General features: G+C 72.0%; 16 protein-coding genes. 6 read left to right on the forward strand and 10 right to left on the reverse strand.

From position 1 onward, the window contains the following. Window positions 1-67 precede the first annotated feature (67 nt). Both ACFVYN_RS08780 and ACFVYN_RS08785 read right to left on the reverse strand, forming a co-directional pair. A complete protein-coding gene (locus tag ACFVYN_RS08780; protein WP_389994520.1) occupies window positions 68-721 on the reverse strand; it encodes a response regulator in 654 nt (217 codons plus the stop codon). Continuing rightward, window positions 712-1,977, reverse strand: a complete 1,266-nt coding sequence (locus ACFVYN_RS08785) for a sensor histidine kinase (protein WP_389994523.1) — start codon at window positions 1,975-1,977, stop codon at window positions 712-714. The genes ACFVYN_RS08780 and ACFVYN_RS08785 overlap by 10 nt, the downstream gene beginning before the upstream one ends. 257 nt (window positions 1,978-2,234) lie before the next feature. Here ACFVYN_RS08785 and glnII point away from each other — a divergent pair, with 257 nt between their 5' ends. The 3 genes from glnII (at window position 2,235) to ACFVYN_RS08800 (ending at window position 5,278) form a co-directional block, all read left to right on the forward strand. Beyond that, a complete protein-coding gene (glnII, locus tag ACFVYN_RS08790) occupies window positions 2,235-3,263 on the forward strand; it encodes a glutamine synthetase (RefSeq protein ID WP_389994526.1) in 1,029 nt (342 codons plus the stop codon). Window positions 3,264-3,616: 353 nt separating this feature from the next. Next, window positions 3,617-4,183, forward strand: a complete 567-nt coding sequence (locus ACFVYN_RS08795; protein WP_389994529.1) for a winged helix-turn-helix domain-containing protein — start codon at window positions 3,617-3,619, stop codon at window positions 4,181-4,183. An 87-nt stretch (window positions 4,184-4,270) separates the two neighbouring features. Next, the gene (locus ACFVYN_RS08800; protein WP_389994532.1) at window positions 4,271-5,278 is read left to right on the forward strand and encodes an NAD-dependent epimerase/dehydratase family protein; all 1,008 of its coding nucleotides are present in this window, start codon (window positions 4,271-4,273) and stop codon (window positions 5,276-5,278) included. 64 nt (window positions 5,279-5,342) lie between these two features. Here the strand turns inward: ACFVYN_RS08800 and ACFVYN_RS08805 are convergent, their stop codons facing one another. Next, window positions 5,343-5,792 carry a MarR family winged helix-turn-helix transcriptional regulator gene (locus tag ACFVYN_RS08805; protein WP_389994535.1) on the reverse strand — a complete coding sequence of 150 codons (450 nt, stop codon included), beginning with the start codon at window positions 5,790-5,792 and terminating at the stop codon, window positions 5,343-5,345. A 65-nt stretch (window positions 5,793-5,857) separates the two neighbouring features. Here ACFVYN_RS08805 and ACFVYN_RS08810 point away from each other — a divergent pair, with 65 nt between their 5' ends. Then, window positions 5,858-6,721 carry an alpha/beta fold hydrolase gene (locus ACFVYN_RS08810; RefSeq protein WP_389994538.1) on the forward strand — a complete coding sequence of 288 codons (864 nt, stop codon included), beginning with the start codon at window positions 5,858-5,860 and terminating at the stop codon, window positions 6,719-6,721. Between the two features lie 2 nt (window positions 6,722-6,723). Here ACFVYN_RS08810 and ACFVYN_RS08815 read toward each other — a convergent pair whose 3' ends face one another. Both ACFVYN_RS08815 and ACFVYN_RS08820 read right to left on the reverse strand, forming a co-directional pair. Then, a complete protein-coding gene (locus ACFVYN_RS08815) occupies window positions 6,724-7,383 on the reverse strand; it encodes a hypothetical protein (protein ID WP_389994541.1) in 660 nt (219 codons plus the stop codon). A 107-nt stretch (window positions 7,384-7,490) separates the two neighbouring features. Continuing rightward, a complete protein-coding gene (locus ACFVYN_RS08820) occupies window positions 7,491-7,853 on the reverse strand; it encodes an arsenate reductase family protein (protein WP_389994544.1) in 363 nt (120 codons plus the stop codon). Window positions 7,854-8,016: 163 nt separating this feature from the next. Here ACFVYN_RS08820 and ACFVYN_RS08825 point away from each other — a divergent pair, with 163 nt between their 5' ends. Next, window positions 8,017-8,331 (forward strand): hypothetical protein, encoded by a 315-nt coding sequence (locus tag ACFVYN_RS08825; protein WP_007381544.1) that lies wholly within the window; start codon window positions 8,017-8,019, stop codon window positions 8,329-8,331. 193 nt (window positions 8,332-8,524) lie between these two features. Here the strand turns inward: ACFVYN_RS08825 and ACFVYN_RS08830 are convergent, their stop codons facing one another. Continuing rightward, window positions 8,525-9,724, reverse strand: coding sequence for a winged helix DNA-binding domain-containing protein (locus tag ACFVYN_RS08830; protein WP_389994547.1), 1,200 nt, complete (start codon window positions 9,722-9,724; stop codon window positions 8,525-8,527). 163 nt (window positions 9,725-9,887) lie between these two features. On the opposite strand from ACFVYN_RS08830, the gene ACFVYN_RS08835 reads away from it, so the two are divergent. Further along, entirely contained in the window at window positions 9,888-10,178 is a 291-nt protein-coding gene (locus ACFVYN_RS08835) for a hypothetical protein (protein WP_389994550.1), read from the forward strand. Between the two features lie 34 nt (window positions 10,179-10,212). Here the strand turns inward: ACFVYN_RS08835 and ACFVYN_RS08840 are convergent, their stop codons facing one another. The 4 genes from ACFVYN_RS08840 to ACFVYN_RS08855 form a co-directional block, all read right to left on the reverse strand. Then, the gene (locus ACFVYN_RS08840; protein ID WP_389994553.1) at window positions 10,213-10,797 is read right to left on the reverse strand and encodes a hypothetical protein; all 585 of its coding nucleotides are present in this window, start codon (window positions 10,795-10,797) and stop codon (window positions 10,213-10,215) included. A 2-nt stretch (window positions 10,798-10,799) separates the two neighbouring features. Further along, window positions 10,800-11,723, reverse strand: a complete 924-nt coding sequence (gene htpX / locus ACFVYN_RS08845) for a zinc metalloprotease HtpX (protein ID WP_389994556.1) — start codon at window positions 11,721-11,723, stop codon at window positions 10,800-10,802. A 97-nt stretch (window positions 11,724-11,820) separates the two neighbouring features. Further along, the gene (locus ACFVYN_RS08850; RefSeq protein ID WP_389994559.1) at window positions 11,821-13,194 is read right to left on the reverse strand and encodes a hypothetical protein; all 1,374 of its coding nucleotides are present in this window, start codon (window positions 13,192-13,194) and stop codon (window positions 11,821-11,823) included. A gap of 20 nt (window positions 13,195-13,214) precedes the next feature. Beyond that, a complete protein-coding gene (locus ACFVYN_RS08855) occupies window positions 13,215-13,472 on the reverse strand; it encodes a hypothetical protein (RefSeq protein ID WP_389994562.1) in 258 nt (85 codons plus the stop codon). Window positions 13,473-13,505 lie beyond the last annotated feature (33 nt).

Here is a 13,505-nt window from a genome sequence, read left to right on the forward strand (position 1 = left end):
GGTTTGCCCGGCCTCGGGGTGACAACAGGCCCCTGAGCAGCAGGAGTTACAGAGAATGAACGTCTGCTCACCGGCCCCGGTCCAGATACGCGAGCACCGCCAGAACGCGGCGATTGTCGTCGTCCGACACCTCAAGGCCCAGTTTGGCGAAGATGTTGGCGGTGTGCTTGGCGATCGCCCGTTCCGTGACGACGAGCCTGCCGGCGATCGCCGCGTTCGTCCGCCCCTGCGCCATCAGCTCGAGCACCTCCCGCTCGCGGGGCGTGATGCGGGCGAGCGGCTGGTCGTCGGCGGCCCGCCGGGTCAGCAGCTGCTGGATCACCTGCGGGTCCATCGCCGTACCGCCCGCCGCGACCCGCCGTACGGCGTCCACGAACTGCTCCGCGTCGAACACCCGGTCCTTGAGCAGATAGCCCACGCCGCCGGTGCCGTCGGCGAGCAGCTCGCGCGCGTACAGCTGCTCCACGTGCTGGGAGAGCACCAGCACCGGCAGCCCGGGTCGCTCCCGCCGGGCGTTCAGCGCGCACTGCAGCCCCTCGTCGGTGTGCGTCGGCGGCAGCCGTACGTCGACCACGGCGACGTCCGGTTCCAGCTCGGCCAGCGCCCGGGCCAGCTCGGGCCCGCTCTCGACGGCCGCGGCGATCTCGAAGTCATGGGCTTCGAGGAGCCGTACGAGACCGTCACGCAATAGGAAGAGGTCTTCGGCCAGGACTACGCGCAAGGGATCTCCATGGTCACCATGGTGGGACCGCCCGCGGGTGAGCCGACGGCCAGGACGCCGTCGAATGTACCCAGCCGCCGCTCCACCCCGGCCAGTCCCGAACCGGCCGTGATCCCTGCGCCACCCCGGCCGTTGTCCGTGACCGTGATCCGCAGCATCCGCTCCACCTGGTGCAGGTCGATCCAGATCTGGTCGGCACCCGAGTGCTTGACCGCGTTGGTGAGGATCTCGCTGACCGCGAAGTAGGCGGCCGACTCCACGGGCGCGTCCGCCCGGCCCTCGAGCTCCACGGTCACCTCGGTCGGGACCGGCATCCTGAGCGCCAACGCCCGTACGGCGTCGCCCAGTCCGCGCTCCGCCAGCACCGGCGGATGAATGCCGCGCACCAGGTCGCGCAGTTCGGTGAGCGCGTCCGCGGAGGACTGGCGGGCCTGTGCGAGGAGCCGCTTCGCCTGCGCGGGATCCTTGTCGAGGAGCACCTCGATGGTGCCGAGGTCCATGCCCATGGCGACCAGGCGGGCCTGTGCCCCGTCGTGCAGGTCCCGCTCGATGCGCCGCAGTTCGGCCGCGGAGGTGTCCACGGCGTCCCGCCGGGTCTCGGTGAGGACCCGGACGCGTTCGGCCAACTCGCCCTGGCCCGCGCCGAGTACGGCCCGGGTGAGCCGGAAGTGGACGGTCAGCAGACGCGGGGCGAACGGGGCGAGGGACAGCAGGGCGACACCCAGGGCGCCGGCGGCGAGCGCGGAGGCCTGGTCGGAGACATGCACGAAGCCGTACCAGTAGCCGCCGCCCAGCTCCGCGAGCGGCCGCCACAGCCCGGCCGCGACCGCGATCCCCTCCAGCGGATAGAAGACGAGCACCGCCGGCAGCAGGGCGGTCACGAACCCCGCCGTCATGTCCACCTGCAGCCACCGCAGGTCCCGCCAGACCGCAGGGTCGAGCAGCATCCCGTAGGTGCGGGTCCAGGGCTTGGCGTCCTTCGGTTCCGGCCGGTACGCCGACGGGATCCGCACCCCGCTCCACTCGGCGGCCAGGACCCGCCGCCAGTCCGCGAAGGCCCGTACCCCCGTGAGCACCCAGGGGGTCGTGAACAGGCCGATCCCGATCGGCACGAGCGCGATCGACAGCAGGGCGAGCGTGAAACCGAGCAGCGCCCCCGGCAGCGTCACCAGCGCCAGCGCGAACCCCCGTACGGCCGCGAGCCCGATGGCCCGCACCCTCGTACCCCAGCTGCCGTTCCCCGTCTGCATGGTCATACGGTCAGTCTCGCCGAGGGGGCGACGCGGGTCACTGGGTCTGGCCGCCCGGCCGGGGAGTGGTGCCAGATACACCCTCTCCCGTGCTCACACCATGAATTTCGCCACAGCACCACCAGGTAACACGGGGTTCACATTCGAGCAATGACCGGGAAATCGCCTGTTGACAGGCTCGCGAGCACCAAGAGGCGGCGTTTCAGTGCCGCAGCGCCGCAGCACCCGCAGTGCCCCAGACACATCCCCGAAGGAAGTGGCCCGTGAGCTTCAAGGCTGAGTACATCTGGATCGACGGCACCCAGCCGACGGCCAAGCTCCGTTCGAAGACGAAGATCCTGGCGGACGACGCCAAGGGCGCCGAGCTGGGCATCTGGGGCTTCGACGGGTCGTCCACGAACCAGGCCGAGGGCCACTCCTCGGACCGTGTCCTCAAGCCGGTCTTCTCCTGCCCCGACCCGATCCGCGGCGGCGACGACATCCTCGTCCTGTGCGAGGTCCTCAACATCGACATGACGCCGCACGAGTCCAACACCCGTGCCGCGCTCACCGAGGTCGCCGAGAAGTTCGCCTCCCAGGAGCCGATCTTCGGCATCGAGCAGGAGTACACCTTCTTCAAGGACGGCTACCCGCTCGGCTTCCCCAAGGGCGGCTTCCCGGCCCCGCAGGGCGGCTACTACTGCGGTGTCGGCGCCGACGAGATCTTCGGCCGTGACATCGTCGAGGCCCACCTGGAGAACTGCCTCAAGGCCGGCCTCGCCATCTCCGGCATCAACGCCGAGGTCATGCCCGGCCAGTGGGAGTTCCAGGTCGGCCCGGTCTCCCCGCTGGAGGTCTCCGACCACCTGTGGGTGGCCCGCTGGCTGCTCTACCGCACCGCCGAGGACTTCGGCGTCGCCGCGACCCTGGACCCGAAGCCGGTGAAGGGCGACTGGAACGGCGCGGGCGCGCACACCAACTTCTCCACCAAGGCGATGCGCGAGACCTACGAGGCGATCATCACCGCCGCCGAGTCGCTGGGGGAGGGCTCCAAGCCGCTCGACCACGTCAAGAACTACGGCGCCGGCATCGACGACCGCCTGACCGGCCTGCACGAGACCGCCCCGTGGAACGAGTACTCCTACGGCGTCTCCAACCGCGGCGCCTCGGTCCGTATCCCGTGGCAGGTCGAGAAGGACGGCAAGGGCTACATCGAGGACCGCCGCCCGAACGCCAACGTCGACCCGTACGTCGTGACGCGGCTGATCGTCGACACCTGCTGCTCGGCGCTGGAGAAGGCCGGCCAGGTCTGATCCCCCCCGCTGCTTCCCGAGGGGCGTCCACCGGCCACGGTGGGCGCCCCTCGGCGCGTCGCGCCGCACAGGTGCCACGCCAATTTCAAGCCAAGGAATTGTCCGAGCAGTGAGAGGAGGCTCCTGTTGTCGGCCGACGTCTGCTTCAATGAGCTCATGGCCAGCTACCGGAAGTGCAGCGCGACGGGTCGCCATGACCTCGAGCCCTTCTGGCCTTCCCGTCAGCACCATGACTTCGACCGGGTGTGTTGCCGCGCGACGAACGCGCAGGCCCTCTAAAGCCGTACCCCGGCCTTCGGCCAGCGCGCAAGCGTACGTCCCTCGACGACCCTCCGCGCGAAAGAGCTGACCTCATGGCGACCACTCGTTCTCTCTCCACCGCCACCCTTCCCGCCCCGTCCGAGAACGGCGCACGGCACCGACTGCGAGCCGTCGGCCCGGACGAGGTCCTGAACGTGGCGGATTTCCTCCCCCCGGGCGCGACCTGGCTGCCCGCTCCCCAGCACACCCTGCCCGCCCTGCCGGGCCAGCCCCCGATGATCGGCTACCTGGTGCTCGTCCCGGCCGACCAGCACCCGCCCTTCCCCCAGGAGCCGGCGATCGCAGACGCTGCCGCCGACGCCGAGGCCCCCCTCGTGCGGATCGACACCGTGCAGCGCACCGCCGAGGTGAACGGCAGGGAACTCGACCTCACCTACCTGGAGTTCGAGCTCCTCGCCCACCTCGTCCAGCACCCTCACCGGGTCCACACCCGCGACCAGCTGGTCACCACGGTCTGGGGCTACGGCCACGTGGGCGACGGCCGTACCGTCGACGTCCACATCGCCCGGCTGCGCCGCAAGCTGGGCGCGGACTTCCGGGGCGCGATCCAGACCGTGCGGCGGGTCGGCTACAAGTACACCCCGCCGACCGGCGGCTGACCGGTCTGCCCACGGCCTCTGCGCACGGCCTCTGCCCACGGCAGATCGGGGTTCCCCCGCGCCGTCCCGGCGGGCACAGTCACCGGTATGAGACTTCTTCTGCTGGGTGGTACGGAGTTCGTCGGCCGGGCCGTCGCCGAGGCGGCCCTGGCGCACGGCTGGGACGTGACCGTCTTCCACCGGGGACGGCACGCGCCCGTGGCCGGGGTGCGGTCGCTGCACGGCGACCGCACCGCGCCCGGCGGTCTCGCGGCCCTCGCCGAAGGGGGCCCCTGGGACCTGGTCGTGGACACCTGGTCGGCGGCGCCCCGCGCGGTCCGGGACACGGCACGGCTGCTGCGGGACCGCGCCGCCCGGTACGCGTACGTGTCGAGCTGCTCGGTGTACACCTGGCCGCAGCCGGCCGGATACACCGAGGACGCGCCTGTGGTCGAGGGCGCCGCGGCCGACGCGGAGCAGACCGACTACGCCCGGGACAAGCGGGGCGGTGAACTGGCCGCCGTCGAGGCCTTCGGCGCGGACCGTTCCCTTCTCGTACGGGCCGGCCTGATCCTCGGCCCGTACGAGAACATCGGCCGGCTCCCGTGGTGGCTGGGCCGTATCGCCCGCGGCGGCCCGGTCCTCGCACCCGGACCCCGGGACCTCCCGCTCCAGTACGTCGACGCCCGCGACCTGGCGGAGTGGGTGCTGGAGGCCTCCGCGGCGGGGCACAGCGGACCGTACAACCTGGTGAGTCCACCGGGCCACACCACGACGGGCGAACTCCTCGACGCCTGCGTGGCGGTGACCGGCGCGCACGCCGAACTGCGCTGGACCGACCCGGACGCCGTCCTCGGCGCGGGCATCGCCCCGTGGACCGGCCTTCCGGTGTGGGTCCCGCCGGACACCGACCTGCACACCACCCTCCACGGCGCGGACACCTCGCGGGCCGCCGCGGCGGGCCTGCGCTGCCGTCCGGTCACCGAGACGGTGGCCGACACCTGGAAGTGGCTGCTGGAGCTCGGCGGGGTGGCGCCGCAGCGCCCGGACCGGCCGGTGGTGGGTATCGACGAGAAGACGGAGGCGAAGGCGCTCGCCGCCGGGGAACGCGACTGAGACAAGCACTCGGCCCTGCCTGCCGGGTCGCACAGGTGCGCGGCGCCGGGCGTGTTGGGCGAGCTCACCTCCCCTCGGCCGCCGCGTCCCGCACCCCCGCCAAGAACCCCCGGATTGCCGCCCGTTGTCCCTCGTCGTATCCCTGGAGCAGCTCCACCGCCCGCCCGATCAGCGGCCCGAAGAAGGCATGCCCCAGCTCCACGGCCCGTTCGTCCACCTCGACGACCACCTTGCGCCGGTCCTCCCGGCCCCGCACCCGCCGCACATGGCCGGCCCGCTCCAGCCGGTCGAGCAGCGAGGTCGTACCGGCCGAGTTGAGCCCGAGCTCCGCGCCGAGCCGTCCCGCCGTCATCTCCTCGCCCGCGCGGGAGGCGTCCATGAGGGCGATCAGAGCGCGTACGTCCGTCGGGTGCATGGCGTTGCGCTGCGCGAACCGGGAGCTGTGCAGGCCGAGTCCGACGCTCACCGCGCGCAGCAGATGGACGATCTCCATCTCGGGTCCCTGTGACGGCATGGGCACTCCCGCTATTATCTCGCTCATCGAGTATCTCGCTGAACGAGATAATAGGGGAGGGGTCGATGGGCCGCTACGACGGTGAGGCGTTCGAGGCCGCATACGAAAAGGTGCTGGGCAAGTGGCCCGCCGATCGGGAGGCGCTCCGGGTGCCCACCCCGTTCGGCACGACGTACGTCAACGCGTGCGGCCCGGCCGACGCGCCCCCGCTCGTCCTGCTGCCGGGCGGCGGGGGAGCGACCTCCACGTCCTGGTACGCCCAGGCCACCCACCTAGCCCGCACTCGCCGGGTCCTCGCCGTCGACCTGGTCGGCGCCCCGGGTCGCGGCGAACCGGCCGCCGGTCGTCACCCCCGTACCGTCGCCGACCTCGCCGCCTGGCTGGACGCCCTCCTCGACGGACTCGGCGTCGCACGGGCCGACTTCGGCGGACACTCCTACGGCGCCTGGATCGCCCTGCACTACGCCCTGCGCGCCCCGCACCGGATGCGCCGCCTGTTCCTCCTGGACCCGACCCAGTGCTTCGCCGGGTTCAAGGCGGCGTATCTGCTGCACGCCCTGCCGATGCTGCTGCGTCCGACGCCGGCCCGCGTCCGTGCCTTCCTGGAGTGGGAGACCGGGGGAGCCGGCCTGGACCCCGACTGGCTCCGCCTCCAGGAGGCCGCCGCCGGTTTCCCCGCCGCCCGACCGGTCACCGGCCCCCGCCCCGTCCCGGAAGCACTGCGCGCCCTGAACGCGCCGGTCCTGCTGCTCGTGGCCGCGAACAGCAGGACCAATGACACGTACCGGGTGACGGCCCAGGCCGGCACACTGGTGCCGCGGGCGGAGATCGACGTCGTCCCCGGCGTCTCCCACCACGCGCTGCCGCAGTCCGCACCTCCCGAACTGGCCCGCCGCCTCGGCGAGTTCCTAGGTGAACGTCCCGAATAGCCTCACCCCACCTTCTCGATCAGGGCCCGGCGGATGAGGAACTTGCCGGGCTCCCGCACCTGTTCGAAGGCCGCGTTGTTGAGCAGGGCACAGCTGCCGGAGACCGAAGTGACCTCCACCGTCGTGGACTTGTTGTTGTCCAGGTTGGTGACCTTCAACTTCGTACCGGCCGGGAACTGGTTGCTGGACGCGGCGGGCGCGCCGCCCTCGCCGGACAGCGTGACGGTCGAGCCGTTGCACACCCGCTGTCCCGAGGCGGCGTTCCCCGCGGGCGGGGCCTGGGAAGCGGCGGGCGCCGACGGGGAGGCGGCCTGTGAGGGCTGCGAGGGCTGCCCCGCGGTGGCCTGGGAGCCCTGAGCCGACTCCCCGACCACGCAACCGGACGCCTCCTGCTGCACCTTGATCTGCGCGATCACCGCTTCCCGGTTGGCGATCCGGGCCGCCGACTGCGCGTCGGGAGCGGCCTGTTGCCCCTCGATGAACCGCTGGTTGTTGCCGAGCGCGGTGGCGAGCCCCTGACAGACCGTCGACTCCGCCGCCGTCTGCGGAGTCGCGGCGTTCGAGGTGCTGGCCATCACGAAGGCCCCACCACCCGCCACCGCCGCCGCGCTCACCAGCAGCGCGATCTTCTTCTTAGTACCGAGCGTTCTCCTGCGCGACATCCGCGACTCCTGAGAGCTGGGGGAGCGTACGCCGCTATGTACGAGATACCGAACGAGGTTGCTCAGTGGTCACGGGAGTCATGTGACGTAACCTGCGTCACACCCGGTTACTTCCTGGCCATGGCATCCCGTACGGCGTCCTCGGTGCGGCCGACCAGCGCGGAGCCGTCGTCCGCCGTGATGATCGGGCGCTGAATGAGCTTGGGGTGCTCGGCGAGCGCGGTGATCCAGCGGTCGCGCGAACTGTCGTCCCGTGCCCACTCCTTGAGGCCGAGCTCCTTGGCGGCGGCCTCCTGGGTGCGGGTGATGTCCCACGGTTCGAGGCCGAGCCGGTCGAGCACCTCGCGGATCTCGTCCTCGCTCGGGACGTCCTCCAGATAGCGGCGGACGGTGTACTCGGCACCCTCCGCGTCGAGCAGGCTGATCGCGCTGCGGCACTTCGAACAGGCCGGATTGATCCAGATCTCCATGGCTCCACGGTACTTCGAAAACCCGTTGTCCACCTGCGTCACAGCACCCTCTAAAGCCTTGTGGCCAGGGGCTTTTGTCAGTGGCGGACGGTAGAATAAAACCAGTGTTCGAGGGCGTCGCCGGGGCTCCGGTGGCCGCCCTTACCGCGACAGGAGGATGCCTGTGCCCGCTGCCGCACTGAAGCCGAAACCGTTCCCGACCCAGTCCACCGCGAAGCACCCCGTGCTGCTCGACCTGCCGTACACCCCCGTGGAGAAGCGCCCGTTGCCGCCGGGCCGCCCCCGCGAGTGGTATGTCACCCACAACCGCCGGCTCAAGGCGATGCGGCTCGCGATCGCCCTGCTCGACTCCGGCGTCTACGTGCCGAACCAGGCGCGCAACGAGACGATCCGGGACGCGGCGGAGATGATCGGCGTCCACCCACCGTCGGACACGACGTGCCACATGGTGCGGGCGCTGATGCGGTACTCCCGGTAGGCCGCGGCGCCGGGCGCCCCTGATCCCTCGGGACGCCCGGCGTTCGTCCGCATCGGCGACGGCCACCGGAAGCCCTCGGCGACTGGCCCACCCTCCGCGCCGGGATCTGGACGGCCCCCTTCCTGGTCGACCCGGCCAGTGACCTGGCCGCTCGGCGGCCGGTGACCTGACCGCCGAGCATCCCGCGTTCCGGTCAGCCCGCGGGTTCGGCCAGTTCCTTCTCCAACGGCGTCCGGAACCGGGGCCGCACCCGAGTCGCCCCCACCCACTCCCGCAACCGGGCGGCCTCCACCGCGATGGCCGCCTCCGCCTCGCGCCCCACCCCCTCCGTGTCCAGCAACCGCCAGACGATCTCGCCGTCCGGCAGCTGGCCCCAACCGCCCACCACCCGCCCGTTCCACCACACCGTCGGCCCCACGTTGCCGCTCCGGTCGAACAGCGCGGGCCGCAGGGGCGGTGCCAGGTACCAGTCCCGCTGCTGCCAGCCCATTGCCGTCGGATCGAGGCCGGGCAGCAGCGCGGCCCAGGGCTCCACGGGCTCCACGACCGGGCCGGCGTCGCCCTCGACGACGTAGGCCGGGCCCTCGTCCACGGTCACCCGCACCGCGCGGATCGCCGTGAGGGCGCGGCGCACGTCGGTCACCTTCCAGCCCGTCCACCACTTCAGGTCGGCCTCGGTGGCGGGACCGCACACGGCGAGCCAGCGCCGCAGCAACTCCGCCTGGGCCCCGGGCACGTCGAGCTCGGGGTGCGGCGGCGCGACCGCCCAGCGGAACTGCGAGGACATCCAGGAGCCGAGCGGCCGCCCGCGAACCACCTTGCCCTCCACGCCGAGCACTCTCAGCAGGCGGCTCACGACGGTGTGGACGCCCTCGTAGCTCTTCCCGGCCGCGTACACGAACTGCTCCCGCAGCCGCGGCTCGTCCTCGCACAGCTCCGTCGCCGTCGCCTCTCCACGCCGGGCGAGCGCGGCCAGCGCCGACTCCTCGACCTCCTTCAGCCAGGCCGCGTCCGGGGCACCCGCCTTCGCCATGTCCTTGAGGAGCGAGGCCCGTTCCCGCGCGGCGACCGTGAGACCGGTCGAGGCGTGCACGACCGCGGTGAGCTCCGCCGGGAACGCGAACACGGTGTGCCGCATCCCGTGCATCCGCACCAGGGACCGGTCCTCGTACAACGCCCGCTCGGTCTCGGCCACGGTTCGGGCGGGGTCGGTGAGCCGCGCGCCGACGGCCAGATACACGGTCGCGGGATCGGACCCGTGCAGCGCGACCAGAGCGTCGGCCACCTCCTTCGGACTCCGCACCCGAGCCACCCCGGCAAGCTGCTGCCGCAACCCCAGCCGAGCCCGCCGCTCGTCCACCCCGATGTACCGCACCCCGCCATCCACAGCCATACGGACCATCTTGGCGCAGGCCACTGACAACACGCGCGCCACAGGGGCTGGGTGCCGTATCAAGGTGCGGCCGCGCGGCGAAACAGCTTCGCACAGGGCAGGCATCACCCCGGCCCTCCGGGGCTACTCTTCTACACCACACCCACGCACACGGAGGCCCGTCATGGGCACCATCATCCTTTCCGGGACCGTCGTCCTGGTCATCCTGGGCTTCGGCAACCACACCTGGTGGCTTGTCGCCGTCGCCCTGCTCTTCGTTTACCTGCAGTACGGCCGGGGCCGCGGCACCTCGGCGTCCTCGCCGGGTGGCTCGTCCGGCGGCGCTTCGGGGACCGTGCCCGGCAGCTACCGGGCATACCGCGACCGCCGGGACAAGCAGGCCAAGTGGGACCGCCGTTACCGTCGCGAGCGTCCCCTGGAGTCCCGTCGGCAGGCGCGCGAGAGAAAGGGCTAGGGACTGGAAAGGGCCGGGGACTCAGGCCGGGGGCTCAGAGGCCGGGGGCGCCCCACAGGGGGAACCAGCGGTTCAGGTCCTGCTCGATCCGCAGATCGTTCGTGAGCGCGGCCTTCACCCGCAGTTCCAGCGGATTGTCGCGCCGCTGTCCCTCGCCGGGCAGCGGCGCGAAGGGATAGAAGGTGCCGCGCTTGTAGAGGTAGACCAGCGCGAGAGAACGGCCCTCGGTGTCCTGGAACCCGGCGAGCGAGCACAGCAGCTGCGGCCCGAAGCCGTTGACCTCCATCGAACTGTTCACCGCGTGCAGGTCGTTGACCAGCTGCGGCAGCTGCTCCGGGGTGCGCTCGGAGACCAGCCAGGAGTAGCCGAACCCGTCCCTGGTGAGCCGCACCGGCGGGCCGTCCCGGTCGGCGTCCGCGTCCAGCAGGGCCTGGACCTCCCGGTGCGTCTGCTCGAAGGCCGCCCCCTCGACCGTGGCGAAGCACACCGCCCCGCGTCCGGTCGGCGTGAAGGAGGCGGCCGCCTCCAGCGTGACGGCCGCCGACGGCAGCGCGAAGAGACGGTCGAGATCGGGCGCGACGGGCTTCGTGCGCCCGAGCAGGATGTCCAGCAGCCCCATACTCAGTCCGCCCTGCCGTTCCCGGGCGTCGCCGCCTCACCCAACTCCGTGGAGATGCGCCCCAGTTGCTCCAGTCGCTGCTCCAGGGACGGGTGGGTCGAGAAGATCCGCTCGATGCCGGGCTCCTTGCCGGTGGCGGGGGTGAAGTAGAAGGCGTTGAACGCCTGGGCGGTACGCAGGTCCTTGGTGGGGATGCGGGCGAGCTCCCCGGAGACCTTGGTGAGCGCGGAGGCGAGCGCCGAGGGCCGGCCGGTGAGGTGGGCCGCGGCCCGGTCCGCCGCCAGCTCCCGGTATCGGGACAGCGCCCTGATCAGCAGGAAGCTGAGCGCGTACACGGCCGCCGAGACACCCATCACGGCGGCGAAGATCACGGCGGTGTTCTGGTCCTTCCGCCCGCCGAACAGCTGGCTGTAGAAGGCGAACCGCACGATCAGCCCGGCGATCACGCCCAGGAACGAGGCGATGGTGATCACGGCGACGTCCTTGTGCGCCACGTGCGACAGCTCGTGCGCGAGCACGCCCTCCAGCTCGGCGGGATCCAGCCGCCGCAGCAGCCCGGTGGTCACACACACCACGGCGTTGTCCGGGTTCCGCCCGGTGGCGAACGCGTTGGGCATGTCCATCGCGGACACCGCGATCACGGGCTTGGGCATGTCGGCGATCGCACACAGCCGGTCGACCACGGCATGCAGTTCGGGATACTCCTCCCGCCCCACGACCCGTCCGCGCATCGCGAACATCGCGATCTTGTCGGAGAACCAGAACTGCGCCACGAACATCACGGCGATCAGGCCCACGACGAGCAGCCACGACTTCAGCAACACGATCAACGCGGCGAAGAACGCCACGTACAGCAGTCCGAGCAGGAACATCGTGACCGTCATCCGCACGGTCAGCCGCCGATCGCTACGGAAACGACTCTGCATCTGCACCACCCCGCAGTCAGGCACTCGTCCCACCTTTCAGTGTGCACCTCCCCCTGCCCATGAAGCGGTCGCGATCAGCCCTGGGACCGGCAAAGGCTCAGACCTTGATCCCGGCCTCCCACCGGAGCCTGTGCAACGTGTACTCGTCGAACAGCCGCGCCCGGTCCAGCAGCTCACCCACCTCCGCCGACCCGGGCGGCACATCCGCCGTCGGACGCCAGCGCCGCACGGACTGCCGGGCCCAGAGCCGCAGCTTGTCGTCCGGGTCGTCGAGCAGTGCGACGGCGGCCCGCAGCCGTACGAGCCCGCCGTGCGCGTTGAGCAGCCGGAACGCGGAGACCCGCGTCTCCCGGGCCCGCTCCACCGCCAGCCGCTCCCGCAGCCACCCCTCGTCCAGCAGCCGCGCGGACGGCACCAGCGCCAGGGTCGCCTCCCGCACCACACCGGGCGCGGGATCGTCGAGCAGCGCCCGCAGCCGCCGGACGTCCAGCACGTCCAGCAGCCGCAGCCCGGCCACGGCGCGCGTCCTGACCACCGGGTCCGGATGCCCGGTCAGCGGCCACAGCGCCTCGGCGTCCCTCCGGTCCCCGCACTCCGCGAGCCCGCTCACCACGCCCGCCGACAGCGCGGGGTCACCGGGGTCGGCACACCGCCGCCGGTACCACTCCACCGGCTCGCTCCCCGACTGCCGTACGACATACCGGGCACAGGCCCGCACCACCCCGGCGCGGTCGCCGAGGAACCCGACCGCCCGCTCCCCGCGCCCGGCCCGCCGCAACGCGGTCACCCCGGCCGACCGCGCCCGCGGATTGCGGGCGGCGAGCAGCGGTTCGAGTACGTCGTCGTCCGCGTCGCCCTCCGCGACGGCGGCCAGGGCGGCCTCCGCGCAGAGACTCTGGACGACGGTGTCCTCGTCCCGGGCGGCGGCGCGGGCCAGCTCGGCGGGGGAGAGGAAGCCCTCCTCGACGGCCAGGCCGTAGGCGTATCTGCGGGTGATCCGGTCGTCGCCGGTGTACAGGGGCGCGAGGGCGCCAGGGGGTGCGGCGCGCAGTACCCCGGTGGCGAGGTCGATGGCGAAGTCGCCCCGGCTGCGGCCCCCGATGCGCAGGATCAGCGGCATGAGCCGGACCGCGGCCCCCGGGTCGAGCACCTCCGCCAGCAGCCGCCGGGCGTCCTCACGCACCGGCGGCGCCCAGTCGGAGCACCGTACGACCACCAGCGGCCACAGCCCGGGGTGTGCGGAAGCCTGCCGCAGAGCAGCCGCGCGGATCCGGCCGTCGCGGTGGCACAGGGCGAGGGCGAGCTGCCCCTCGGTGAGCGGATCGGTGCCCGGACGCCAGGCGGTCTGCCGTACCGCGGTCTCCAGCGCGATCCAAGCGCCCGGATCGGCGGGGCCGAGCACCTCACGCTGCGACGCCCCCTCCGCGAGGCGTACCGCCACCGCCGCGATGTCTGCCGTGTTCACGTGCATGACTGCTTCCCGCCTCCGGGCTAGTAGGACGCCCGGAAGTTCACGTATCCCAGCAGCAGGACGATCGCCGCCACACTGCCGAACACGATCGCCGTCGACCTCCACGACGACCGGCGAGGCGTCCTCGGCTCCGGGTCGGCGCGGAACGGCTGGGGCTTCGGCGGGTTCTCCTTCCAGCGGGCGGCGAGCATCCGGGCCCGCGCGGAGGGCTCCTTGAGCTCGGCCCCGTCGGCCCACTTGAGGTCGAACTCCCGCTCCATGTCGTCCTGTTCGGACATCCCCAACCCCCGTCAGCCTTCTCGAACAGCCGT

The sequence above is a fragment of the Streptomyces sp. NPDC058307 genome (assembly GCF_042880295.1).
GTDB lineage: Bacteria > Actinomycetota > Actinomycetes > Streptomycetales > Streptomycetaceae > Streptomyces.